We start from the raw sequence: 21,646 nt of genomic DNA on the forward strand, positions 1-21,646 counted from the left end.
TGGTTTCAAATAGCCGACCAGTATCTGGCGGAAGCGCTGAAATAATGGATGCGAATGACGCCTATCGGGTCCGAATGGCGCAAGCGAAGTATCTTTCTGATGGCTCATCTGGTGAGCCACCTGTGGATTACACTTAACAGGTCGCATTCTGGAGCAACGAATCATGCCCGGTGCCTACGCTCATATCACCCTTGTCAATCTCGCCAAGGAGCCCCATCGTCTCGAAGCAGGTCCGGGCATGGCGGGAAGCGCCATTTCGGTATTGATGGATTGGTTCAAGTATTGCGAACTGGGCGCGGTAAGCCCCGACTATCCCTATCTCGCTCCGCCACTGACAAATCAGGCACGCTGGGCGGATCTTATGCATTACGAGCGCACGGGAGACATGATCAAGGTCGGGATTGCTGCCGTTCGAAAGCTCGCGGGCGAGGAGAAACGAAGGGCATTTGCTTGGCTGCTTGGCTACACTGCGCACGTGATCACGGATGTCACCATCCATCCCGTGGTCGAACTGAAAGTCGGCCCGTATGCCGAAAACAAGAAAGCCCATCGAATCTGCGAGATGAATCAGGACGCCTATATTTTCCAACGGCTGAAGCTTGGGGATATCGGGTTGTCGGAGCATCTGGACTCTGGAATACGCAAATGCACGTTGCCGGGCAGCAACGACCTGGACCCGATCATTGTCGCAGTCTGGCAAGACATGCTCACCGCATGCCATCCGGACGCCTTTACCGCAGGAGAAGCGAAAATCAGCTTATGGCACGCCGGGTTCGGCAACACGGTCGATCTCGCCGAAGAGGGCAACCGTTTGTTCCCCTTGGCGCGACATGTTGCCATCGACCAAGGACTGACCTACCCCACAGTGAATGAGATCAATCGGGATGCTTACATCAACGATCTGGCCGTCCCTGGAGGCCGCTTGAGCTATGACCAAGTGTTCGACAAGGCGATTCGACACGTTATTGAAGGATGGCATTTGGTTGCCAAGGGGGTCTTCGAGGACGATGCGTTATACCAAACCACCTTTGCCCAGTGGAATCTCGATACCGGCAAGGATCCGACCGGCCGCGTCGTACTTTGGAGCTGACTCCATGAGAGCACATTTGTTCGCGCTGATCTGCCTGACCTGCCTGACCGCCTGCTCGTCGTTGGCCACCGCTCAAGCAGTGACCGAGGAGGAGATGTTGGTCAAGGCATCCGCGTTGACCAAGGTCGCCGCGGCGGCAGAATCGGCTGCTCGCTACAAAGACCCATCTCCAGACTTTTCGGAACGTGATTTCCTGGAGTTCTCGACCCGGCATGATCCCTCCTTGTTGGAGCCCTTCGCCGGCTTCACGCTTCGTGCGTTATGGCGGGATCGCCGAGGTGTCGTGCTGGTCTGTAGCGCCGATGGCACGATCCGGCTTCTTGAGGACGCCGGATGCACGGCCGAATTGGACAAGCATCATTGGCGCGAGCCGGAATTGCCATGTGAGTTTTCGATAGACGTCGCCGGAATATGTCCGTAACTCGACACCCCTGAAGCAGGCAGTCAGTGTATCGAAATGCGCATTGTGCCAGCGCGTTGCTCCATGGAGAAACGCCGCAGCACGGTAAGCGCTCGGCCGAACCACCTTGCTGAGGTCAGGTTTTGGTGACCGCGCCGGTAACGGTTGTTGAGGAGTCCTGATTCAGGACCCTGTGGAGAAGGGCGTAGGCAACACGCCACTTTTGTCCGTCGCAGTGGAGGGTGACGGTCTTGTCGTTGAGTCGTATGACCTTGCCGCTGTGTTGATGGTGCTCTTGGTCCAGGAATCCGACGGTATCGCCGATCGCCACTTCATTGCGACTCAAGCCCTGCTGCGATGTTTCGCGCATGCTGACATCGATTCGATTGACGTTGATGGCAGGATAGGCGAGCCACCATAGCTGATTTGTATCGGTCTGGCGCACCAGGACTTCCTTGGTGCGGAACTCCAGAATCTGTCCGGGACACAAGCGATTGGCGCGGGGATCGAAATACTCGACCTCCTGACCGATATGCAGCTGCGCGCGAATGGCTACCGTCCATTTGGGATCCGTCAGGACACGATCAATCGCTACCCTCAGCCGGTACAGCTCGAAGGCCGACGCCTGATTCAACGCCTCCAACAGCGCCGAGAAATTCATGCGGCCCCGCTTGGGAGCGGCAGAAGGTCATCAATCTGGCTGTTGAGGCAGGTCGGCAGTTTCTCCAAGGTAGTGCGCAGCCAAGCCGCTGGATCGAGTCCGTTGAGGGCAGCGGTCGCCAGCAAGCTCTGGATCGCTGCGGCACGCTTGCCGGCCCGTTCGGAACCCGTGAAGAGCCAGTTCTTCTTGCCCAGGCAAATCGGCCGGATGGCGTTCTCGACCGGGTAATGCCGACTCCCGGATTATGCCGATTCATGGTTGCATGCTGTCCTCCTTTCGGGCGGGTCCGTGCTTCTGGCCATCCAAATTGTCGGCATAATCAAAGGCGTTCAAGAAAGGCGAGCAAGGGGTCCGGCGGCTTATAACGGGTTGGCACGAGGCCGCTTTCATTGGCATGTGCGAGAGCGCGTTCCTTCAGTCGCATGTCGGCATGCAAGTAGATTTGGGTTGTTTCGGACGACTCGTGACCGAGCCAGAGTGCGATCACGGTCAGGTCCACTCCACGTCGCAGCAAATCCATGGCGGCCGCGTGCCTCAGCGTATGCGGCGTAACGTTTTTCGCCCTGAGTGATGGACAAGTAGTACAGGCGGTTGCGGTGTGACGCGCTACGAGCAGTTGAAGTGCGTCGGCGCTAAGATGCCCGCCGCGCGAACTCGGGAATACGGGGGCGCTGGGTTCACCAGGCTGTCGTGACAGCCACTGCTTCAGGATCGCCACAACGTCCGGACGGAGTGGCGTGCATCGCATCTTTCGCCCTTTGCCGAAGCAGCGGACGTGCGCTCCGGTACCGAGCGCAACGTCCTGGCGCTTGAGTGAGGTGAGCTCGTGATTGCGAAGTCCGGTTTGAGTGGCGACAAGAAGCAGCGTGCGATCTCGGCTCCCAATCCATGTTCCCGGATCAGGGGCCGCCACGAGGGCCGCGACCTCGTCCTCCGTGAGAAACTCGACCGGACCATGCTCGCAGCGTTTGGTTGGGATCGCAAGAATGCGCTGGCACTGAAGACCGAGCGCGGGCTCACTAATTGCGACGAATCGAAAGAACGCGTGGATTGCTGCGAGACGGGTGTTCCGTGTCCGCACGGAGTTGCCCCTGTCCCGTTCAAGATGTCGAAGAAATTTCTCGATGAAAATCCCATCGAGCTCGTCCAGCAACAATTTGGAAGGGGCCCGACCAAGATGTTGCGTAGCGAATCTCAGCAGCAATCGAAAGGTGTCGCGGTAGCTCGCCACCGTATCCGAGCTGACGCCTTGCTGCTCCAGCAGGCGCTGCGTAAAGAAGCGCTGTAGCAGTGACGCGAGGCCAGCGGAGTTCATGGTCTTTCTCCCGCCGGCTTCTCACCAAGATAGTTGGCCGCAAGCTGGAGAAGCTCGGGAACAGCCTCGATATACCAATAGGTGAGCGCGACATCAACATGGCCGAGATACGTGGCCAGCTTTGGCAGTTCGCGCGCGACGTCCAGTCCGGCACGATACCATTCGACAAGTCGCCCAGTCGCAAAGCTGTGTCTAAAATCCTGCAGACGCGGTCCATGGCCATTGCGGCGGTGCTCAGTTGCCTCCCGCAGGCCGATCGAACGGGATATATTGGCAAACACGTGGCGGGCGGAACAACCCAACAATCTCTTGCCGTGCTCGCCAATGAGGAACGCCTCGGTCAGCCGAAACGAACAGAGTTCGTCGCGACGATTTGCATAGCGCTCAAGCGCCCTACGAGTCGACTCTTCAATCGGAACGAAGCGCGACTTCCCGAACTTCGTTTCTCGGATTGAAAGAATCCCGCTTACAAGATCGACGTCGGACCGGTCAAGTGCGAAAGCCTCTCCGGGCCTCAGGCCGGTCGAGACCAGAAGCCCGATGAGCGTTGAATAGGTCAAAGCCCGCAGCCCAGTGCGCGAATGCAGGCGGCGGGCCTCGGCCATGAGCAGGCCGATCTCCTGCTCGGTATAGATGTGCGGGGTATTGCGTCGCCGCCGCGCATCCAGCAGGTGTTTCGGCGGAATCTCGGTCCTGACATCAATAGCACTGAGCCACGCGGCGAATCCCCGTACCTGGCTAAACCGCCGCCCCCATGTCGCCCGTTGGGCGAACTTCGGTGCCATCGCCCAGCGCAGGGCGAGATCGGTGGTGATGAACTCGGCTCCCTCGTGTTCGAGGAAGTCGACAAAGTGATCAAGCGCCAGTGCCGGTTCATAAAACTTCATTCCAAGGGCGCGGCGAACCGCCACATACTGAACCAGGGCATCACGAATCGCGCTCATCATGCACCTCCCGTCGTTGGCCAGGCCCGCGCGACGCCACGCAGGGATTCAAACGAGACCTTCGCGTAGATTGCGGTACTGTCTTGCGAGCGATGCCGCAAAACTTCGGCGATCTCCGCCATGGATGCGCCGTGGCGAATCATCGTCGTCGCCAGTCCGTGACGGAACAGGTGCGCGGCGCCGCGGCATGATCGACGAAACCCAGCACGCACAAAGGCTAGGCGGACGATGTGGCCAATGGCCGCGGGTCCTGTCAAGCCAACGTGCGGTGCCCACATTCGCAAGAAAACACGGCGAGATGCACTGGCGCCGCGGTCCTCATGAAGATACCGGGCAAGTGCCTCGCCAATGTCGGACAGCAGTGGCACGTGCTCGACCATTTGCCCCTTACCGTGGATTACGAGTTCCCCTGAACGCCAGCGGATATCGCCGAGTTCGAGAGCGACGATCTCTCCAGCGCGCAGGCCAAGCCGCGCCAGCAACAGCAGAATCGCGTAGTCACGGCGCCCAGTCGCCGTCGATCGATCCGTGGCCGCGAGAATAGATTCTTCCTGCTCAGGCGAGAGGAATGCCGGCACGGACGATTGGCGCCACCTTTTAACTGTCGGCACGAAATGCGAGTGATCGCGAACCGTATCCCCATGAAGAAAGAGGAAGCGGCAAAACGAACGGAGCGATACGGACAGAAGCCGCACATACTCGCCTGATCGACCCTTGCTGCGAATCAGGAGATAGTTACGGAGCGTCGCGGCGTCGAATGCGCGACACGATATACGGCCGTTCTCATCGTTCTGGCTCGCGAGAAAATCACGGATGAAGGGCGCGTAGACATGCACTGAATTCTCCGCCAGGCCTCGATCCTGACGCAGGTACTCCACGTATTGGCGATGGATGCAATCAACTTCTGGCTCGGCATTCGGCGCCGGCGCTCGCACCAGAGTCTCGACACGCAGATAGGCAAGGTGGAGCCGCAGTACAGAAAGTTTGAATTGAACGTAAGACACTCGCGCACCCTGCGGGTTCTTGGCGAACTCGGCGAGATCGGATTCATCCAAATGTTCCAGAACGATCGACTTACTCCGCATCCATCGCGAAAAGGCGTTCAGTACCCGTCGCTTTTTACCCAGAGTTACTTCGGAGTAGCCGGCGTGGCGCAGATGCGCAAGAAATGCGTCAATATGATGTTTGCGCAGCCCGGGGGACGCGCCATCTTCGACTGTGTCGTTCGTGGTCATTAGATTTCTCCTTAGCCGGCATGAGCGCCAGCCCGAAGAAATCATATGAATTATGCCGAGCCCTAAGTCATCTAACGCTAGTCGCCATCAGGGTCTTCAACCCGTGAATCGGCATAATCCAGGAGTCGGCATTACCCGGTTCATGCCGATAACGGCATGAACCGGGTTGTTGTCGATCGGCAGATCGCCACTCATCGCGTAGCGGGAGAGCGCCGGCCAGCGCTTCAGGCTGTAGTCGATTGCCTTCGCGGTGCCGCCACCGTTGGCCACCGTCATGCGCATCGCCTTCAGCCAGTCGTGCATCGCCGCCAGCAATGGCTGTGCTTCCCGTTGCCGCAACTCGGCACGCTGCGCAATCGACATGTCCCGTCCCCGCGCCTCGATCGCATACAGCGCCGCAATCCTGAGCAGCGCCTCCTGGGCGATCGGATTGGCCTGTGCCTCGTTCAGTTCGAAATACTTCCGCCGCGCATGGGCAAAGCAACCCAACTCGGTCACCACCTGACCAAAGAGCGCCTTGTAGCCGCCGAAGTCATCGACCATCAACGCACCTTCCCACTCCCCCAGGAAGTTTCGCGCATGTGCCCCCGATCGACTGGTCTGGTAATCGAACACCACGATCGGCGGTCCGGTTTCCAGCACATTACTCATGTAGGCCCACAGATAGGCGCGTTTGGTCTTGCCGGTGCCCGGATCCAACTGCTGCACCGGGGTTTCATCCGCATGCAGGACCGGTCGTTCCAGCAGGCGTGCCGTCAAGCGATCCGCCAGCGGCTGCAGGGCCACGCCGATACGCCCCACCCATTCGGCCAGGGTCGAACGGGCCAGCGTCACACCGTCCCTGGCGGCCACGCGCTCCAGGCGGTACAAGGGAAGGTGATCCAGGTATTTGCCAATGATCACCCAGGCCAAGAGGCCCGTGGCGGCCATGCCGCCGTCGATCACCGCCGGTGGAATCGGCGCCGCCGTGACCGTCTCGCAGGCACGGCAGGCGTACTGCGGGCGGATGTGACGATGGACGAAGAACTTTGCCGGTTCGACGTCGAGTTGCTCGCTGACGTCTTCGCCGATCAGCACCAGATCCTTGCCACATAGGCCGCAGGTGCAAGATTCCGGCTCATGGCGGTGTTCAATCCGCGTCAGATGCTCAGGCAGGGGTTGGCGGCCGGCCCGATCACGCTTTGGCCGCGGGATGGCCGGCGTCTCTTCGGCTTCCGCCTGGCGCCTGGCGAGTTCCGCCTCGGCCGCCGCGACGTCGCTGGCCAGGGTCTCCTGAAACAAATCCCGCGTTTCGGCATCCAGGGCTTCGCTCTTGACGCCAAAGCGCATCCGCCGCAGATGCGCCAGTTCCAGCGTCAGGGCTTGGATCTTGGTCTGGGCAGCGAAGAGTTCGGTATCGCGGCGGGCGATTTGCTCGGCCGCGCTCTTCTGCGCGTCGTCGATCAGTTTGCGAATCGTCTGCGCCGCCGTGTCCGCTACCGCGGAATCGGCCATGACGCGTTCAAGTTCAGCGTGTAAATCCATGCCGCGATTGTATCGGCCAACCGCCCGCCAGGCCCGATGAACAGGTCGTTCCGGCGATGATTGTTCTGTCGTTCATCCACTGATTTTGCGTACGGCTTTTGCATGACGGCGCCGCGTCATCACACGCGCCAATGGACCGGTGCCGGTGCGTCGAGCCGCTGCCAGTCGACGCCGGTGACGAGCCAGCTCCATTGCCGCGCCGAGAGCGTCACGCTACTCGTGTCCGCCGTCGGCCAGATGAAGTGGCCGCGATGCAGTCGCCGGTGACACAGCCACACGCCGGTACCATCCCAGATCAAGAGCTTCAGGCGCGTTCCCCGCCGATTGCGAAAGGCGTAGGCGGCACCGTCACACGGGGTGCGTCCCAGCAGGTTCTGCACCCGCAGCGACAGGCCATCGATGCCGCCGCGCATGTCCACCGGTTCGACCATCACCCAGATCTCGTTGGGCCGAATCATCCGAGCAGCTCGCGCAGGCAATGCCCCAGGCTGGCCACCGCGTCCACCGGCCACGCCATCTGGACCGTCGTACCACCACGGCGCACGTCCAGACGGATTTCTGCCGGCGGCACACTCGGCGCCACGGTCAACTGCACCATCGCCGACGGTGCAGCCGCCAATTCAGCCTTCGCCTGATCCGGCCCGGATTCCGCCCGATGGTCCCTGACCCATTTGCGCAGCATGTTCGTGTTCAGCCCGTTGGCCAGCGCGATGGCCGCCACCGATACGCCCGGATGCAGGCAGGCAGCAATCACCTGCTCCTTGAATTCGGGATCGTGCCGCCGCCTCGTTCTCCTCGGCGCCGCTTTCACCACCATAGTGTCCATGTGTCCGCCAAAAATACGCGGACACTATCCGTCTATCCCCAGCCTCTCAAGGTGGCGCGGCCGGACGCATACGCAGCACGTTCATGTTCAGTAACGCTTCTCCCCCTGCTACTCTTGGAAGAATAATGACGTCTACGTTCGTCATCCGGAAGTTGCCAAAAGACAGTTCAGGCAATTTAGCCAGACAGGTATTCGTTACGCCGTTTGCGGTATTTGTGGTGGTCGGCTGGCTCGATGGTAATTGGGCCCTCGGGGCGAAGCCGCTGATGGTTCATTGGGCAACCGTCGGTCGATCGGCCAACCAGCCAGTTCCATTCTGACGAAATTGGCCTATTCGAAAGCTGCAGAGTGTCCGCTTTCAAGAGTGGCAGTACTGCTGTCGGGCGCCTATATTGGCAGCGATAGAGATGCCGTATAAGTCGATCCACTCTGCCTTTCAAAATCATACTCATATATTGTAACCAGGCCAAGGCTGGGTTGCCGTTGTCCTACGAAAAAGGTGAAAGCATTTGGGGCCGAGATGAATAGGTGCAATGGTGTTTTGCCTTCCCCGCGTATCGCATTCATCTGCAATGCCAGTGCTTCGGCGAGGTCAAAGGCGTGTTGCCCACTCGCTACGGAGCGAGCTCCAGGCCCGCAGGTTGGGCGTGCGACCAGCAGCTTGCCGATCCGGGGTGCCGAATTTGCAATATAGGTTCTGACGGCTGGAGCCACATCATGTGTAAGCGACACGGCCACAGCCATATCGCCACCCTGTCCGGGTAAGGTTTCGACGTCAAAAGTCCATGTTGGCCAGTTGGGGTCGCGCTCAGTATCGTTCGAATGCCAAATTTGCCGATGAAGTGTCCGTTGTTCCAACTCGACGTTTCTACCAGATTTGATATTCAGCACCGACCCTGCGGCAAAGGCTAAGGTAATGTGGGTATCAAGGATTAAGCGCAGGAACTGGTTGTCACGTGCGGCACCCAGCAAAAAGCTCTTGAGTTGTGGATAAAGGATCGTTTCCCACTCTGATTGCACCCGAATGGCACGTGCGTCGAAATGAGGAATCAAATCTAAGACGACGGTGCAGCGGTCTTCCAGGCGATCGAACGCATGCTCAAAGGACTTCACTCCAAAGACTTGCGAGCTCTTGCCTTCCTTGGATAACAATCCCTCTCGCAAACACGCCTCTCGAAATGACTGACGATCAAATTCCAGACGCCCCTGTCCCAACCACTGAAAAGTCAAATCATCATAGATGAAGCTACTCTCGCTAACCGGAATTCGACGCAGCCCTCGGTTCTCGAAAAGGACATCAAGGTTGTCGCGGTGATCGTCGAGTGAGGTGGAGTCAGTATCCAAGGCAAGAGTCCGTGCCAAACAGCGCAGCTCACTATCATCAATACCCAGATGGTCACGCCAAAGCTTCCTGATCCGTCCTGCAGCACTCGCGTCGGTCTTGGTAGCAAATAGGTCATCTAACCGCAACGTCTTCGATCGCTGATAGATCAACACTCTAAGTGGATCGTCTTGTGCAATTCTCCAATTGGTGAGTAGCTTGAATCGTGTGCCTACACCGTATTTTGCGTGAGTGAGCTGGGCATTGCGCGCACGCTGAAGAAGAGAATGCGATGTCGCGTTGATCCAGTCCGGATTGACCAAGTCAACGTATCCGTAGTCATTGATCGAGACGTGCCACTTGCATTGAATATGCTCGCGCAAGATTGGCTGCCCCTCCTGATCATTGGGGCCACGACCTGCAATGTACTCGACCCACACATCATCGAAACCCTTCGGCCCAGACTCGAATCCGACCCGGATGATAGGGCTAGCTGGATCGAGCAAACACGCGGCCTTCCTCCAGAATATTCTGGATTGGAATGCATCGCCTTCCCTTCTTACCGCTATCGCCTTTGTCATGACTGGCTCACCTCAGAATGCAGCGGCTTAGACTCACTTGACTCGATCGGCCTAAGCATCTTTAAACGGCGGTGTTGGCTCGATCGAGTTAGCAAGTTCAACGGCTCGCGCCGGTTTGATCGGGCCTGTGGGGTAGGCGTCAAGAACAATGGTCGGAAGAAGCCTTTGTGTGAGATCAGAATAGGTATAGCCATAATCACGATTGCTCCGTACGCCCGTCGCAGCTACCAATGCCCTAATGTCGGTGCGCCCAAAACCAATCGGCCCAAGCCGTTGGACCAATACTTGCTCTCGCTGGGCGTCGTCGGGTCGGTTGAAGACGAGAATATCAGCAGCACGACGACGCACGGCTGGATCTAGGGCTCCCAGACGATTGGTGCACATCACCACCGCGACGGGAAGATTTGCGCTGGCCAGCCGATCAATGCCTCGAATAAATGCATTCACGCCCGCTCGATCTTCATGATGCATCTGATCCGATTCACGCGACTGCGCCAGTGCGTCAGCTTCGTCGACTAGCAGGATTACACCACCGCGCGCTATGCCCTTGTTAGGCTTGCATTTGGTGGCTTCGGCAAACGCAATTTCGAACGCCTGGGTGATGAGTTGCGTCATCTCACCTACCCGTCCCTGGCCACGTGACGACAGGCTTAGCGGCAGTAGCGTAATGTCGATCTTCTCTTGGCGCGCCACTTGGTCGCCAATTGTCTCTGCAAGCTCGGTTTTGCCTGATCCCACATCGCCGCACAGCACCACCAGTGGCGGACGCCGCAGTACTGCGTCCAATAAATGGGCACCATCAGCGTGGTGCTTTCCCAACCAACTTTTCAGGCCAGCAGGGTTGATCAACACACTCAGCACATTGGACAAGCGCTTGATCTTGTCGTCCATTCCAACCAGTCGACCAAGACGTTCGCGCGCGTCAGTGTCAGGTAACGTCAGCGTACGGTCGAAAAGTCCATGCATATTTTGTTGAGCAGTCATGAAAAGCTCCTGACGCTAGCGCGGCCGAGTGCGCGACCACCGGATGAATAGGTTCTGTCTTCTGCGAAATATCCTCCTTCGACTTGAGGCTCGTCCGCGCCCGTGCGCTGAACAGGCAGCTGTTGTTTGATCGCTTCGCGCTGATACGCCGGAAGTTCGTGCCAAGCTGGCGTGTAGATCAAATAGCTATAGAACGACGCACTTTCAACATTCGCCCCAGGGCGGACACGCCCTGGATCATCATCAATGCCACCGTCGGCTAGCTCTCTAGCGGTATAGCGCAACGTCGGCTCGATCCAGTTCCCATTGCGCTGAAACCCATAGGTCACACTTTGAAGATACCCCTGTCGCAATAGTTCGGTCGCCTCGCCCTCGAACTGTTCGATTCGCGCATCCGACAATTCGCCATACAGTCGCTGCAACCGTTTCAGGTCGGTGGCGACTTTCGCCGCCAGGTGGCGGGCATGGGTCAAAGTGAAGGTTCTGGTTTCGGTAGCGGTAATGCTGTAGCTCATGGCGATCATCCTTGGAAGGCAGGGCCAAAGACCTTCTGCCAGTAGCGCAGGGTCAGCTCCTTATTTGGCGCAGCAAGTGCCGCGTCGATAGCGTCGCCTGCATCAAGCGCTGCATCAACTATGGCATCTGCATTGGTTGCCGTGTAAAGGCGCGCCACGTTGTTCGTGGAATTGATTGGGTCGATGATTTGGATATGGTCATTTAGCTTTCCTACGTCGGAAGCTTTATAGTGATCTTCGAACACAATCCGTTCGCGAAGAGCGCTTCGTGCCACATAGGTGAAGAACGCCTGCAACGCTTCCGGATAATCCGAAAAATCTACACCTTGGTCGCAGAGCTTGGCGAGGATCATTTCGATCATGAAGGACTTGAATCGAAATCCGTCCCGCTCTTGCTTCATTCTACGGGCCCAAAACTTCACTAATCTCACGACTTGAGCAAAGTGTGTCTGCTGAACCTGTTTGCGCTTTCGCGAGAATTCCAGGTGAAGTGGAATGCTGGTTTCTAGAAATGATCCATCGTCCTGGCTGATCAGGTTACCGCGCCAATCAGGCAGGCCGCTATACAACACTGGTACAACGTCCACATCCAGGCCCGATCCTCGAAACGACACGGTGACTGAATAGGTCTGCGGCTTCACCTGGTCGGCTGTGAAGTTTGGAAATGCCTTTCGAAGTCGTTCAGCAAGGTAGTCCAGAAGCGCACGAATATCGTGCGGCGCCTCGGAGCCACTGATGTAGATGGCCACGTCGATGTCGTTTATTGATCGCAACGCCGTACCCTTAGCGAGGCTGCCTGATAGCTGCATCCGCTTGAGCGAAAAATCCGGATGCTCGGCTAAGTAACTTTCCAGTTTCTCGCGCAAGCGTCGCGCTTGGGCCCGATACTCGTCCGCCGTGTCCTTTGGAAGGTTAACCTTATCCGCGGCAAAACGGACAATGTCTCTGTGGTCGATGTGTAGTCTGGACATCTTGTCTCCTTTAAATGCAGTTGCACTCGCGGGCTGACAGATCCAGACGGAAAAGAGGTCGTATCAACAAGCCCTGACTAAAAGTTCGGAATAGCGAACTTTTGAGCATCTTACACCGAGTACGCCTTTTGTCAATTAAATAGTTCGGTATCGTGGTATTCTGGTCCGAATGAATTAACTGAAGGGAGGCGACGATGGCGACCCGTCTCGGCGAAAAGCTAAGGGAACTACGCAAGGAGAGGCTGTTAACGCTCGAAAAGTTAGCTGACCTTGCTGGTCTAAGTAAGAGCTATCTATGGGAATTAGAAAATCGTGAATCTCAGCGGCCATCAGCAGAGAAGCTTACTGCTCTTGCCGATGTGCTAGGTGTAGCCGCCGCCTACTTTATCGAAGAAGATGTACGTGCTCCGGAAGAGCGCCATATTGATGAAGCCTTTTTCCGCGGCTATCAGAAACTTGATCCTGAGGCGAAAGAGCAACTTCGAAAGATACTAAGTACCTTCAAGAAGCTCTCGTAATGAGCGAGACCTGGACACCCCAGCGAGCCGCAAATCGGCTAGTGAAAGTGGTCGAGATGTTTAGTATCGCGCACGGTATTGACCGTTTTCCAGTTGAGGTAAAACCACTCGCCCTGGAGGCTGCGCATATTTTTGGTTGGTCCGATCCGATTACCCAAGTGCACGCGGCGGACATCAAGAGCTTCGATGGCGCCCTGCTCCCGGGCGAAGGAAAGAAGGACTGGCTGCTCCTTTACAACAAAGCGGTATCTTCCGCAGGTCGGGTGCGATTCACGCAGGCGCATGAGCTGGGCCACTACATCCTGCATCGCCAGCTAAAGGAATTATTTCAGTGCAGTGATGACGACATGCTCAACTGGTCAAAGGACGAGCGCGACATCGAGGCACAGGCTGACCTGTTCGCATCATATTTGCTGATGCCGCTTGACGACTATCGCAGGCAGGTAACCTCAACCGTCAATTTGGAACTGTTGGGACACTGTGCGGATCGCTACGGCGTTTCTTTGACTGCCGCCATCTTGAAATGGCTTCAATACACCGACGAAAAAGCAGTGTTAGTGATGTCGATCGATGGCTTCATGAACTGGGCATGGTCGAGCGAACCGGCGGCTAAGTCAGGCGCCTTTTTCCGGACACGTAAAGATGTGATCCCTGTTCCAAAAGGATCGTTGGCGCTGAATCCCGCGATCGAGCATGACCGTCTTGGAACCACAATTCCGGCGGCGATCTGGTTCCCGCATGCCGACCCGATCACACCGGTGCGTGAAATGAAAATTCACGCTCAACAGTACGATGCAGTGTTGAGTTTGCTTTGCTTACCACCGTCCGCAACTGTATGGCCTCGGTGGCAAGAAGATGAGCTTGAATAATGGCTCCCTGACCGTGCCCATAAACAGAGAGTATCACGATCAACCTGGGCCGGCTTGGCAACGCCCTTACAAGGAACGAGGAGAGATCAGTGCTTCAACTCGACGGTAACGATGTTGCACACTGGGCCCCAAAGGCGTCTAAAGAGGATTTGGCGCTGCTTGAGAATGCTGAATACTCCGATGCCGACGATATCTTCGTCGTTCGCAGTGCTGGCCAGACCGGTCTTTCGATCGCCAAGGACGGCCAATCTCAACCGGTGCTGCGCCCCTATAGTTTCTTTTACTCAGGAACATTCTTTCTGAGCGACGAACTCGGGACACCAATCGCCGAACTCATCAAAGGTTCAATGTCCGCAATTGAAAAGCGGATCGCAGACGCCAACGAATATCTTAACATTCATGGTTTTTCTGTCTCAGAACTCGGCGGGGATACCGTCGCAATCTTTATATCCGACACGATCAGAAACTTCGAAGAACAGGGCATTCCTCCCAATGATGCGCAATGGAGCAGGATTCACGACATCCTAACGAATGGTTCCACGTCCGTGATGAGATGCGGAGCCAAATATGTCGCAAAATGGATTGATCATTCGGAAAAGGACAATGGAGGCCGCTTTGGCTTTTATCGCCGCGTGCTCCTTGCGGTCTTGTATCGGCACACAGGCCAACTAGACAAAGCCTTGCAAGTGATCTCGGTTGTTGACAGTCCTCAAAATATCAACGCTGCAGGCGGAAAATCGAGCATGTCGGTGCTTTGTACGATTCGGGCGGCCACACTGATGGATTTGGCGCAGTTGCAGCCGGCCAATAGAACAGATCTGCTGATCAAGGCACGCCATTCCCTGAACAAGGCGAATGCCCTGAGCGGCTCAGACTCGGATGAAATACGCGAAACGTATTGCCGTCTTAAAAGGCTGGAGCAATAAGAACAGATGGCGAAGTCTTGAGAGCAAGCATTCAGTCGCGCTCCCCGTAAAGCACGCAAAACGATCAAGACAGGGCCCTCGTCGCGCACCATGACCGCATCATCGGACGTCCACGCCCTCCCGCATCTCTTTTCCAGCCTTGAAATAAGGAACGTGCTTTCCCGGAACCTGAACCGCTTCACCCGACTTCGGATTGCGCCCCACCCGTGGTTGCCGGTAGCTCAGGCTGAAGCTGCCGAAACCGCGGATCTCAACGCGGCTGTCGGCAACCACACTGCGTGTAATGGCCTCAAGAATCACGTCGACCACGGACTTGGCGTCGTCGTGAGTAAGCGTTGGAACGCGGGAATGCAGCCGGTCAACCAGTTCGGATCGGGTCATGAGTTGAGAAACAGTCAGATGATCTTGCTTACCGCCAAGCCGCTCGCTTTCGCGTTCTTCGCCAGCGTCTCGTCTGCCGTTGCCATCCCGCTGGCGCCTGCTTCCAACGCCATCGCCAGATGCAAGGCATCGCCGGAGCGCAAGCCGCTTGCCGCATGCCGCGCCATCCCGGCGGCCTCCGCAAACGCCTTCCGACTCACCGGCAACAAACGCAAGCCAGACTTGCAGAAAGCGTCGAAGTCCTTCCAGGCCGCCTGCGCCTGCCTGGCACTGATCTCGTCTTTCCGAACCTTGATGGACAAAGCGCTCGAAAACTCCGTCACTATCCAGTCAGACGATACCAAGGGCTCCGTGCAGGACTCAAACCAGGCTTCTATTGCAGGGCTCGCCGGCTCCGGAACAAACATCGGAACCGCCGCGCTGGTGTCCAGATAGATCATTAATAACGATCCTCCTGGCGCATCATCTGAACGGTCGTCGTCGTCATCGGCATGGTCGCCCGCAGCTTGCGCAGACGCTTGATGAATGCCGCCTTGTCGAACGGTTGCGCCGGCGTCAGCTTGATCTCGCCGACTGGCGTCACTTCCGCCTCGACGGTATCGCCCTCGCGCAGCCCGGCAGCGCGCGTGCACTCCACCGGCAGGCGAACTGCCAGACTGTTGCCCCATTTCGCCAGTTGCAGTCTCATAACTACCTCGCTTGTTGATACGTGTAGATACATCGTAGCACAATGACTGCCATTGACCAAGTAGCGTTACCATTTTTACCGACATCTGGGCAGTGATATGCATCGATACAGGAATATTCGAATACCCCGTACTCGCCACCGTCACCGCGCTTGGTATCGACAATCATCTTCAATTCGCCGCCCTCGTCGGTATGGCATTGCAGGAGCGACGAGGGCACGATCAGATCCCGCTTCGTCGCGAGTTGGCGCTCGAGTTCCAGCGCCAGACTCACCATGGAACATCCGCTTTCCATATCGATCACTCCAAAAAGAAAAGCGGGGACGGCAGACCCCGGGCAGGGGCTGCAACATCCGCTGGGTTCACTCGACATTTCTTAAGGACCGGCTGCTACCGCAAGAGCGTGTCATGGATGAATAGCGCTTGACTTTTTTGTTATCTGGCCGACAATGACATATATGTCAACACGTCAAAAGAAGTAGCCGGATTGTCCGAAGAAATGCGAACAGAAGACATCTACCCGCTCCAGGAAGCGGTGCTCGTCAGATTGCAGTCCATGAACGACCCGCAGTTGTCCGTGGCCAAACTATGCGGAGGGACTGCCCTTTCCCGTTGCTGGCTCAGCCATCGGGTTTCATTCGACCTCGACTTCTTCCTGCCGGAGGGTTTCAAGGCAGGGGAACTGGCCGTTGCCATGAAAAAGGCAGACATCGACTTTCGAACGAAAGACATCGTGGACGACCTGAAAAAGGCGAACCAGCTCCACGGCTACATTTCACACGAGGGAAGGCTTCTCAAAGTGTCGTTTGTGGAAGATGCCTATTTCACGCTGTTCCCTGCTGTCGAGAAGTCTTTCGGGGGTGGGGTGGTTCAAACGGAAGAGATCCCCGGTCTGTATCACAGGAAACTCAGGACGGTCGCCGGACATGGTTCGGAAGGTGATTCGTTTGAAGGCGGTCGGCAGACGGCTCGCGATGTCTTTGACCTCTACGTCCTCTCCCAGGCCTTCAAGCCTCTGGTGGAGTTCATCGAGTCACTGCCGTATGCCTTTCCCTCGGCGGCCTTCAGCAACGGGCTTGCCAGCATGCCCTGGTACGATCTTGCAGACGAACTTGGGGAGATCATTTGCGCTGATGAATGGGCGCGCGCCAGGGATGTCGCATTCCTGCAGAGCGCTCTCTATGAGCAAATAGGAGCCGTTCTCGTCGAGGATGAGTGGGCAGAAGAATCCAGACCCGCACCGAGCGCAACGCCGAAGAAATCCCGACCCGGAAAGAAGCAGCTTAAGCCAAGAGGGCTCAAGCCATGAGCGTCGATAGCTGGGAAACGCTCAGCAAGAAGGTCTATTGGGATCGGGACGTTCCTCTGGAACGTTGGCGGGAAAGGATTTCCGTCGGACACCGCTCCTATCTTCCTGATGCCGTCTCGACCATGACTCCGGCCGAGTTCGTCCGGTTTTATGGCATCTCGAAATTCAAGCGCGACTGGCCGGCCCTGCGGGCGAAGCTCCCGAAAGAAACCGTCAGATACGCTGCGATTTTCGACCTCGCGTGGAGCCAGGCCGTCGGCGGAAGTTGGAATCTTCGACCGACGGAGGATTTTTTCTCCATGCCGGAAAGGCGTCGAGATTTTCTCACCCAGGTGGCGTGCGCTCCCGGAATGAGTATCTACGAGGTCGCCAAATCCCTTGGGCTTCAATATCGCAGAGCCCACGATCACGCAGCCAGTCTGCTCAGGGATGGCAAAATCCGGGCCGTCGAGACTATCGAACGCGGACACCGGAAGATGAAGCTGTTCCCGACTTACGCTCCGCGGGAAGCCCCCTTGGAAGAGCGCACGACATCGCCTGTCGATTCCTCCCGCAAAGACTCTCCCGACCTCATTGTTGCCGCATGAAGATTTATCTCGCTGGCCCCGACGTTTTCAGACCGGATGTTGCTGACTGGGCAGAATCAGTCCGCGAATTGTGCCTGCGATATGGCTTTGAGCCCCTCCTCCCCGTTGATCACTGTGAAACCGCACCGGAGAAGATTTTTCAGGCAAACATTGCCCTGATCCGAAAGGCGCAGATCGTCGTAGCCAACCTGGATCCATTTCGCGGCCCCGAACCGGATTCAGGCGCCGCCTTTGAACTTGGATATGCCCTGGCATTGGGCAAGAAGATCTGCGGCTATGTGACACGACTCGATACGCTCGCGAAGCGCGTCGAATTGGCCGAGAAGCAGTGCGATCCCCCTCCTCCCTACGGCGACAAGATCTTTGACCTGCAGGGCATGCTGATCGAGAACTTTGGCCTCCCCTGTAATTTGATGCTCGCCATACCCGCCCACATCGTGGAAGGCGGTCTGGAAGCCTGCCTCCAGTCGATTCGGGCGCGGCCCCCTGCTCCGACATGAACCCGCGCTTTCTCCCGGCCGTCAGTGAACCGATCTACCTTGTGATTTCGCGAGAGCAGATCAATGAATGCGACATTTCCGGGCCACTGAGAGTCTTGCGCCAATTGCAGGGCAATCCTGAAAAGGCGGTAGCTGCCTGCGGTCGAATCAGTCTCGTCATCGATGGCTACAACAAGGATCCGCGCGAGCTCTTCGAGATTCCTGAAGTCCGGCGATTCATCAAGGAACTGGACGCGATGTGGCCGTACTGGTTCTTCTTCCTGTCGCAAGCCGACGACTCGATCAAGGTCATCGAAAGCTGCCTGTGCGACAGCATCGAGGTGGTACCTGGCGTGACATCGATCGATTCCGGGCAACTCCAGAATTGCCTGAGTCGACACTTCTCGGCGATGAACAACTACTGCGAGTCACTCAGGCTGCCGGAGAGCAAGATCCAGGAAATATCCGAGGGGATCATCAGCCTGATCGACAACGCTGCGGTCGAACGCATCGAAGGGGATGATTACCAGTAGAAGTTTTCCTCTGGGCGATGTTCATAGCCGATCCCGATGCTGTTCTCAAGGTGTGCAATAGGCACCGCAGCATTTCCATCACAACATTATGCGAAACAAGAAATGACTGAACTCGACCAATACCCACGCCACTCACCGCTCTGTCAATCAGTGACACGAGATGGCAAGACTGTTCAAGTCGAGATATACGACGACGGCGAAGGCGGCTGGCTCCTGGAGGTGGTCGATGATTACGGCAACTCCACCGTATGGGACACCTCGTTTGTGACCGACCAGGAAGCGCTCGACGAGGTATTGAAGACTATCAATGAAGATGGAATAGATTCGCTGATTGGTTCACCGCCTGATGGGCAGCAGATGATGGGGCTGAATCAACCTCTCTCGGAAACAGAATTTGGCGAACTTGACGACTTCCTTGCCAACGAGGCCAACGAGGATACGTCGATGGATGTCTCCACGCTGGAAGGCTTCCTGACCGCCATCGCCATCGGCCCCCGCATGGTGCCGCCCTCGGACTGGCTGCCCTGGGTGTGGGACATGGAGGGTGGAGAAGTCGAGGCCGACTTTGCAAGCGAGGCGCAGGCCAGCCGGATCATGTCGCTCATCCTGCGGCACTACAACAACGTGGTTCATGCCTTCAACACCGATCCGGCCTCATTCGAGCCAATCTTCTGGCGGGGTATTCAATGGGGTGCTGCCGAGTGGAGCGAGGGCTTCATTACCGGCTTCATGTTCAACGAAGATGCGTGGAGTCTGCTATCCATGGGACAACCGACATGGTTCACGCCATTTCTGCGCCTCGGTACCGACGAGGGTATCGACATTACAAAGAGCGCGGGGGATGCCGAGACCTGGATGAACGGGATTGAACCGGTGCTCGTGAGAATCCATGCCTACTGGAAAGAGAAGCGCGGCAGCCAGCCGGCAGGAATATTCAACAACGATTTTTATCATCATCGTGGTCAGAAGGAAATTGCACCGATCGTTCGTGGTGGCCCGAAGATCGGCCGCAACGATCCCTGTCCCTGCGGCAGTGGCAAGAAATTCAAGAAGTGCTGCGGCGCGGATGGCGCTCCTCCATCGTTACATTGAAGCAGGAAATCAGCATGCGCCAGGATACATGACGAACGGATCGAAGCTGCGCTCGACACTTTGAAGAACAAGCTGCCATGGTGAGAGGCCTAGCAATTTTCCGCGAATACTTTCCTCGCAACCATTCACACCGTAACTAATATCATCCAGATATGCCGCATAAAGAATATATTGACAGTATGCCTTATAGAGAATAATATACAAATATTTCTTATCAGAACTGAAGGTGCTTCCATGGGCACACCCATCACTACCACTGGACAACTGGCGCCACTCCTGCAGCGCTTACGCAAGAATCAGGGCTTGTCGCAGGCTGGACTGGGTCAAAAGCTCGGGCTGTCGCAGGAGCGAATATCTCGAATTGAGCGGTTCCCGGAAAAGGTTACCCTTGACCAGCTCCTGACGGTGCTGATGGCGCTCGACGCCGAGCTTCAGGTAGTCCCACGACATACTTCGTCCGGAAAGCCTACGGTCACGAGCACAGCCAGCGGCAAACTGTCCGGGGAGGAATGGTAATGGCTGGCCGCCCGTCGAAGTCCCACGCACTCGACGTCTGGATGAACGGTGAGCGGGTCGGAACCTGGTCGGTGTCGCCGCGCGACGGTCATGCGTTTGGCTACGCGCAAGAGTGGCTCGCCAATCCCCGCCGACGCCCGATCTCACTATCCCTGCCCCTCACCCGCGAAACAGATCCATTCCGCGGCGAGCTGGTCGAGGCCTGGTTCGACAACCTGCTGCCGGACAGCCATGACATCCGGACTCGGATCGCGCGGCGTTATGGGGTGAGCCCCACTCAGGCTTTTCAACTGCTTGAGGCCATCGGCCGGGACTGCGTTGGCGCCGTACAGCTTCTTCCGTCCGGCAGCCCGACGCCGGAGGTACGGTGCATCGAGGCCCGGCCCCTCACCGGGGCCGGAATCGTGGCTCTGCTGGAGCAGACGCTGAGTGCTGCGCCCCTACCCCTGGGCGAACAGGACGAGCTGCGCATCTCGCTCGCCGGCGCCCAGGAGAAGACTGCACTGCTCCTGCAGGACAACCAGTGGCAGCTCCCCCTGGGCGCCACACCGACGACCCACATCCTCAAGCTGCCTCTTGGCCGGGTCGGCGCAGTACAGGCCGACTTCTCCACCTCAGTCGAGAACGAGTGGCTCTGCAGCCGCGTACTCCATGCCTTCGGCTTGCCGGTCGCAAACTGCTGGATGGAGTCTTTCGGGCCGCACAAGGTGCTGGTCGTCGAGCGCTTCGACCGGCATCGGTTTCCCGACTGGTGGGCGAGGCTTCCCCAGGAGGATTTCTGCCAGGTGCTGGGGATTCCGCCCCAGCACAAGTACGAGAGCCATGGCGGGCCCGGTATCGATGCCATCCTCGACAAGTTGCGCGGCAGTCAGGATGCTGAAGCTGACCGGCAGCGCTTTCTCATGACCCAGCTCATCTTCTGGCTGCTGGGGGCGCCGGACGGGCACGCCAAGAACTTCAGCGTCTTCCTCGAACCCGAGGGACGCTTCCGACTGACACCGCTCTATGACGTGATGTCAGCCTGGCCGGTGACCGGCTCCGGGCCGAATCTTTTCAACCGCAAGAAGCTCAAGCTTGCCATGGGCGTGTGGGGCAAGAACAAGCACGACCTCGTTGACGGTATCCAGCGACGGCACTGGAACGACACGGCTAAACGCAATGCCATGGGCTCAAATTTCGAGACGAGCATTGAGAGCGTACTGGCGGCGGTGCCTGCCGTGCTCGAGAAAGTTGCGGCAGAGTTGCCGCCAGGCTTTACGGCAAAGGTAAGTGTGCCGATCCTTGAGGGCATTCAGGCGCAGGCCGCGCGACTTGCCGCGATGGCTGCGTAAACAACCGATACGAGTAAATTTTTTGTTTCCCCATAAAGGTTTCATTTGACAA

27 protein-coding genes and 2 pseudogenes are annotated in these 21,646 nt (G+C 57.3%); 12 read left to right on the forward strand and 17 right to left on the reverse strand.

Annotated features, from left to right (window positions below; genetic code table 11):
• Window positions 1-163: 163 nt before the first annotated feature.
• Window positions 164-1,090: a zinc dependent phospholipase C family protein gene (locus J0M27_RS00510; RefSeq protein WP_294986399.1), complete on the forward strand. Its 927-nt coding sequence runs from the start codon at window positions 164-166 to the stop codon at window positions 1,088-1,090.
• A gap of 4 nt (window positions 1,091-1,094) precedes the next feature.
• Window positions 1,095-1,511, forward strand: coding sequence for a hypothetical protein (locus J0M27_RS00515; RefSeq protein WP_294986401.1), 417 nt, complete (start codon window positions 1,095-1,097; stop codon window positions 1,509-1,511).
• A gap of 115 nt (window positions 1,512-1,626) precedes the next feature.
• On the opposite strand, the gene J0M27_RS00520 is transcribed toward J0M27_RS00515, so the two are convergent.
• From J0M27_RS00520 to J0M27_RS00575, 13 genes and pseudogenes are all read right to left on the reverse strand, one after another.
• On the reverse strand, window positions 1,627-2,151 hold the full coding sequence (locus tag J0M27_RS00520) for a hypothetical protein (protein ID WP_294986403.1): 525 nt from the start codon (window positions 2,149-2,151) through the stop codon (window positions 1,627-1,629).
• A pseudogene (locus J0M27_RS00525) lies at window positions 2,148-2,375 on the reverse strand (transposase domain-containing protein); the annotation flags it as partial. The pseudogene J0M27_RS00525 and the gene J0M27_RS00520, both read right to left, overlap by 4 nt.
• Window positions 2,376-2,470: 95 nt before the next feature.
• On the reverse strand, window positions 2,471-3,466 hold the full coding sequence (locus J0M27_RS00530; protein WP_294986404.1) for a tyrosine-type recombinase/integrase: 996 nt from the start codon (window positions 3,464-3,466) through the stop codon (window positions 2,471-2,473).
• Window positions 3,463-4,410, reverse strand: coding sequence for a tyrosine-type recombinase/integrase (locus J0M27_RS00535; protein ID WP_294986406.1), 948 nt, complete (start codon window positions 4,408-4,410; stop codon window positions 3,463-3,465). Before J0M27_RS00535 ends, J0M27_RS00530 begins: the two co-directional genes overlap by 4 nt.
• The gene (locus J0M27_RS00540; RefSeq protein WP_294986408.1) at window positions 4,410-5,645 is read right to left on the reverse strand and encodes a tyrosine-type recombinase/integrase; all 1,236 of its coding nucleotides are present in this window, start codon (window positions 5,643-5,645) and stop codon (window positions 4,410-4,412) included. The genes J0M27_RS00535 and J0M27_RS00540 overlap by 1 nt, the downstream gene beginning before the upstream one ends.
• A 159-nt stretch (window positions 5,646-5,804) precedes the next feature.
• A pseudogene (locus tag J0M27_RS00545) lies at window positions 5,805-7,055 on the reverse strand (IS66 family transposase); the annotation flags it as partial.
• Window positions 7,056-7,288: 233 nt separating this feature from the next.
• Window positions 7,289-7,627, reverse strand: coding sequence for an IS66 family insertion sequence element accessory protein TnpB (tnpB, locus tag J0M27_RS00550; protein ID WP_294986410.1), 339 nt, complete (start codon window positions 7,625-7,627; stop codon window positions 7,289-7,291).
• A complete protein-coding gene (locus J0M27_RS00555; RefSeq protein ID WP_294986412.1) occupies window positions 7,624-7,995 on the reverse strand; it encodes a transposase in 372 nt (123 codons plus the stop codon). The genes tnpB and J0M27_RS00555 overlap by 4 nt, the downstream gene beginning before the upstream one ends.
• A 46-nt stretch (window positions 7,996-8,041) precedes the next feature.
• Window positions 8,042-8,263, reverse strand: coding sequence for a retropepsin-like aspartic protease (locus J0M27_RS21320; RefSeq protein WP_365961907.1), 222 nt, complete (start codon window positions 8,261-8,263; stop codon window positions 8,042-8,044).
• Window positions 8,264-8,382: 119 nt separating this feature from the next.
• Window positions 8,383-9,897 (reverse strand): SAVED domain-containing protein, encoded by a 1,515-nt coding sequence (locus J0M27_RS00560; RefSeq protein WP_294986414.1) that lies wholly within the window; start codon window positions 9,895-9,897, stop codon window positions 8,383-8,385.
• A 51-nt stretch (window positions 9,898-9,948) separates the two neighbouring features.
• Window positions 9,949-10,881 carry an AAA family ATPase gene (locus J0M27_RS00565; protein WP_294986416.1) on the reverse strand — a complete coding sequence of 311 codons (933 nt, stop codon included), beginning with the start codon at window positions 10,879-10,881 and terminating at the stop codon, window positions 9,949-9,951.
• Window positions 10,878-11,396, reverse strand: coding sequence for a hypothetical protein (locus J0M27_RS00570; protein ID WP_294986418.1), 519 nt, complete (start codon window positions 11,394-11,396; stop codon window positions 10,878-10,880). The genes J0M27_RS00565 and J0M27_RS00570 overlap by 4 nt, the downstream gene beginning before the upstream one ends.
• A 5-nt stretch (window positions 11,397-11,401) precedes the next feature.
• Window positions 11,402-12,367 (reverse strand): CBASS oligonucleotide cyclase, encoded by a 966-nt coding sequence (locus tag J0M27_RS00575; RefSeq protein ID WP_294986420.1) that lies wholly within the window; start codon window positions 12,365-12,367, stop codon window positions 11,402-11,404.
• Between the two features lie 194 nt (window positions 12,368-12,561).
• On the opposite strand from J0M27_RS00575, the gene J0M27_RS00580 reads away from it, so the two are divergent.
• From J0M27_RS00580 to J0M27_RS00590, 3 genes are all read left to right on the forward strand, one after another.
• Window positions 12,562-12,885 (forward strand): helix-turn-helix transcriptional regulator, encoded by a 324-nt coding sequence (locus J0M27_RS00580; protein WP_294986421.1) that lies wholly within the window; start codon window positions 12,562-12,564, stop codon window positions 12,883-12,885.
• Window positions 12,885-13,754 carry an ImmA/IrrE family metallo-endopeptidase gene (locus tag J0M27_RS00585; protein ID WP_294986423.1) on the forward strand — a complete coding sequence of 290 codons (870 nt, stop codon included), beginning with the start codon at window positions 12,885-12,887 and terminating at the stop codon, window positions 13,752-13,754. The genes J0M27_RS00580 and J0M27_RS00585 overlap by 1 nt, the downstream gene beginning before the upstream one ends.
• Window positions 13,755-13,843: 89 nt before the next feature.
• Window positions 13,844-14,680, forward strand: coding sequence for a hypothetical protein (locus J0M27_RS00590; RefSeq protein WP_294986425.1), 837 nt, complete (start codon window positions 13,844-13,846; stop codon window positions 14,678-14,680).
• Between the two features lie 99 nt (window positions 14,681-14,779).
• Here J0M27_RS00590 and J0M27_RS00595 read toward each other — a convergent pair whose 3' ends face one another.
• From J0M27_RS00595 to J0M27_RS00610, 4 genes are read right to left on the reverse strand one after another with little or no spacing between them, the layout of a single operon-like run.
• Complete coding sequence (locus J0M27_RS00595; RefSeq protein ID WP_294986426.1) at window positions 14,780-15,061, reverse strand: integration host factor subunit beta; 282 nt, start codon at window positions 15,059-15,061, stop codon at window positions 14,780-14,782.
• Between the two features lie 14 nt (window positions 15,062-15,075).
• On the reverse strand, window positions 15,076-15,501 hold the full coding sequence (locus J0M27_RS00600; RefSeq protein WP_294986428.1) for a type II toxin-antitoxin system VapC family toxin: 426 nt from the start codon (window positions 15,499-15,501) through the stop codon (window positions 15,076-15,078).
• On the reverse strand, window positions 15,501-15,749 hold the full coding sequence (locus J0M27_RS00605; RefSeq protein ID WP_294986429.1) for an AbrB/MazE/SpoVT family DNA-binding domain-containing protein: 249 nt from the start codon (window positions 15,747-15,749) through the stop codon (window positions 15,501-15,503). The genes J0M27_RS00600 and J0M27_RS00605 overlap by 1 nt, the downstream gene beginning before the upstream one ends.
• Before the next feature lie 2 nt (window positions 15,750-15,751).
• A complete protein-coding gene (locus J0M27_RS00610) occupies window positions 15,752-16,024 on the reverse strand; it encodes a hypothetical protein (protein WP_294986431.1) in 273 nt (90 codons plus the stop codon).
• A gap of 210 nt (window positions 16,025-16,234) precedes the next feature.
• Between J0M27_RS00610 and J0M27_RS00615 the strand changes: the two genes are divergently transcribed.
• From J0M27_RS00615 to J0M27_RS00645, 7 genes are all read left to right on the forward strand, one after another.
• Window positions 16,235-17,056, forward strand: coding sequence for a nucleotidyl transferase AbiEii/AbiGii toxin family protein (locus J0M27_RS00615; protein WP_294986433.1), 822 nt, complete (start codon window positions 16,235-16,237; stop codon window positions 17,054-17,056).
• A complete protein-coding gene (locus J0M27_RS00620) occupies window positions 17,053-17,643 on the forward strand; it encodes a hypothetical protein (protein ID WP_294986435.1) in 591 nt (196 codons plus the stop codon). Before J0M27_RS00615 ends, J0M27_RS00620 begins: the two co-directional genes overlap by 4 nt.
• Window positions 17,640-18,143: a nucleoside 2-deoxyribosyltransferase gene (locus J0M27_RS00625; protein ID WP_294986437.1), complete on the forward strand. Its 504-nt coding sequence runs from the start codon at window positions 17,640-17,642 to the stop codon at window positions 18,141-18,143. The genes J0M27_RS00620 and J0M27_RS00625 overlap by 4 nt, the downstream gene beginning before the upstream one ends.
• Window positions 18,140-18,655, forward strand: coding sequence for a chlororespiratory reduction 6 domain-containing protein (locus tag J0M27_RS00630; RefSeq protein ID WP_294986439.1), 516 nt, complete (start codon window positions 18,140-18,142; stop codon window positions 18,653-18,655). Before J0M27_RS00625 ends, J0M27_RS00630 begins: the two co-directional genes overlap by 4 nt.
• 102 nt (window positions 18,656-18,757) lie before the next feature.
• A complete protein-coding gene (locus J0M27_RS00635; protein ID WP_294986441.1) occupies window positions 18,758-19,747 on the forward strand; it encodes a UPF0149 family protein in 990 nt (329 codons plus the stop codon).
• Window positions 19,748-19,981: 234 nt separating this feature from the next.
• The gene (locus J0M27_RS00640; protein WP_294986443.1) at window positions 19,982-20,263 is read left to right on the forward strand and encodes a helix-turn-helix transcriptional regulator; all 282 of its coding nucleotides are present in this window, start codon (window positions 19,982-19,984) and stop codon (window positions 20,261-20,263) included.
• Window positions 20,263-21,594 (forward strand): type II toxin-antitoxin system HipA family toxin, encoded by a 1,332-nt coding sequence (locus J0M27_RS00645; RefSeq protein ID WP_294986445.1) that lies wholly within the window; start codon window positions 20,263-20,265, stop codon window positions 21,592-21,594. The genes J0M27_RS00640 and J0M27_RS00645 overlap by 1 nt, the downstream gene beginning before the upstream one ends.
• Window positions 21,595-21,646 lie beyond the last annotated feature (52 nt).

It is taken from the genome of Sulfuritalea sp. (genome assembly GCF_017302275.1).
Lineage (GTDB): Bacteria > Pseudomonadota > Gammaproteobacteria > Burkholderiales > Rhodocyclaceae > Sulfuritalea.

What these genes read in the sequence shown, in the direction of transcription:
- J0M27_RS00510 (WP_294986399.1), top strand. Translation starts at nt 164, where the DNA reads ATGCCCGGTGCCTACGCTCATATCACCCTTGTCAATCTCGCCAAGGAG.
- J0M27_RS00515 (WP_294986401.1), top strand. Translation starts at nt 1,095, where the DNA reads ATGAGAGCACATTTGTTCGCGCTGATCTGCCTGACCTGCCTGACCGCC.
- J0M27_RS00520 (WP_294986403.1), bottom strand. Translation starts at nt 2,151, where the DNA reads ATGAATTTCTCGGCGCTGTTGGAGGCGTTGAATCAGGCGTCGGCCTTC.
- J0M27_RS00530 (WP_294986404.1), bottom strand. Translation starts at nt 3,466, where the DNA reads ATGAACTCCGCTGGCCTCGCGTCACTGCTACAGCGCTTCTTTACGCAG.
- J0M27_RS00535 (WP_294986406.1), bottom strand. Translation starts at nt 4,410, where the DNA reads ATGAGCGCGATTCGTGATGCCCTGGTTCAGTATGTGGCGGTTCGCCGC.
- J0M27_RS00540 (WP_294986408.1), bottom strand. Translation starts at nt 5,645, where the DNA reads ATGACCACGAACGACACAGTCGAAGATGGCGCGTCCCCCGGGCTGCGC.
- tnpB (WP_294986410.1), bottom strand. Translation starts at nt 7,627, where the DNA reads ATGATTCGGCCCAACGAGATCTGGGTGATGGTCGAACCGGTGGACATG.
- J0M27_RS00555 (WP_294986412.1), bottom strand. Translation starts at nt 7,995, where the DNA reads ATGGACACTATGGTGGTGAAAGCGGCGCCGAGGAGAACGAGGCGGCGG.
- J0M27_RS00560 (WP_294986414.1), bottom strand. Translation starts at nt 9,897, where the DNA reads ATGACAAAGGCGATAGCGGTAAGAAGGGAAGGCGATGCATTCCAATCC.
- J0M27_RS00565 (WP_294986416.1), bottom strand. Translation starts at nt 10,881, where the DNA reads ATGACTGCTCAACAAAATATGCATGGACTTTTCGACCGTACGCTGACG.
- J0M27_RS00570 (WP_294986418.1), bottom strand. Translation starts at nt 11,396, where the DNA reads ATGAGCTACAGCATTACCGCTACCGAAACCAGAACCTTCACTTTGACC.
- J0M27_RS00575 (WP_294986420.1), bottom strand. Translation starts at nt 12,367, where the DNA reads ATGTCCAGACTACACATCGACCACAGAGACATTGTCCGTTTTGCCGCG.
- J0M27_RS00580 (WP_294986421.1), top strand. Translation starts at nt 12,562, where the DNA reads ATGGCGACCCGTCTCGGCGAAAAGCTAAGGGAACTACGCAAGGAGAGG.
- J0M27_RS00585 (WP_294986423.1), top strand. Translation starts at nt 12,885, where the DNA reads ATGAGCGAGACCTGGACACCCCAGCGAGCCGCAAATCGGCTAGTGAAA.
- J0M27_RS00595 (WP_294986426.1), bottom strand. Translation starts at nt 15,061, where the DNA reads ATGACCCGATCCGAACTGGTTGACCGGCTGCATTCCCGCGTTCCAACG.
- J0M27_RS00600 (WP_294986428.1), bottom strand. Translation starts at nt 15,501, where the DNA reads ATGATCTATCTGGACACCAGCGCGGCGGTTCCGATGTTTGTTCCGGAG.
- J0M27_RS00605 (WP_294986429.1), bottom strand. Translation starts at nt 15,749, where the DNA reads ATGAGACTGCAACTGGCGAAATGGGGCAACAGTCTGGCAGTTCGCCTG.
- J0M27_RS00610 (WP_294986431.1), bottom strand. Translation starts at nt 16,024, where the DNA reads ATGGTGAGTCTGGCGCTGGAACTCGAGCGCCAACTCGCGACGAAGCGG.
- J0M27_RS00620 (WP_294986435.1), top strand. Translation starts at nt 17,053, where the DNA reads ATGAGCGTCGATAGCTGGGAAACGCTCAGCAAGAAGGTCTATTGGGAT.
- J0M27_RS00625 (WP_294986437.1), top strand. Translation starts at nt 17,640, where the DNA reads ATGAAGATTTATCTCGCTGGCCCCGACGTTTTCAGACCGGATGTTGCT.
- J0M27_RS00630 (WP_294986439.1), top strand. Translation starts at nt 18,140, where the DNA reads ATGAACCCGCGCTTTCTCCCGGCCGTCAGTGAACCGATCTACCTTGTG.
- J0M27_RS00635 (WP_294986441.1), top strand. Translation starts at nt 18,758, where the DNA reads ATGACTGAACTCGACCAATACCCACGCCACTCACCGCTCTGTCAATCA.
- J0M27_RS00640 (WP_294986443.1), top strand. Translation starts at nt 19,982, where the DNA reads ATGGGCACACCCATCACTACCACTGGACAACTGGCGCCACTCCTGCAG.
- J0M27_RS00645 (WP_294986445.1), top strand. Translation starts at nt 20,263, where the DNA reads ATGGCTGGCCGCCCGTCGAAGTCCCACGCACTCGACGTCTGGATGAAC.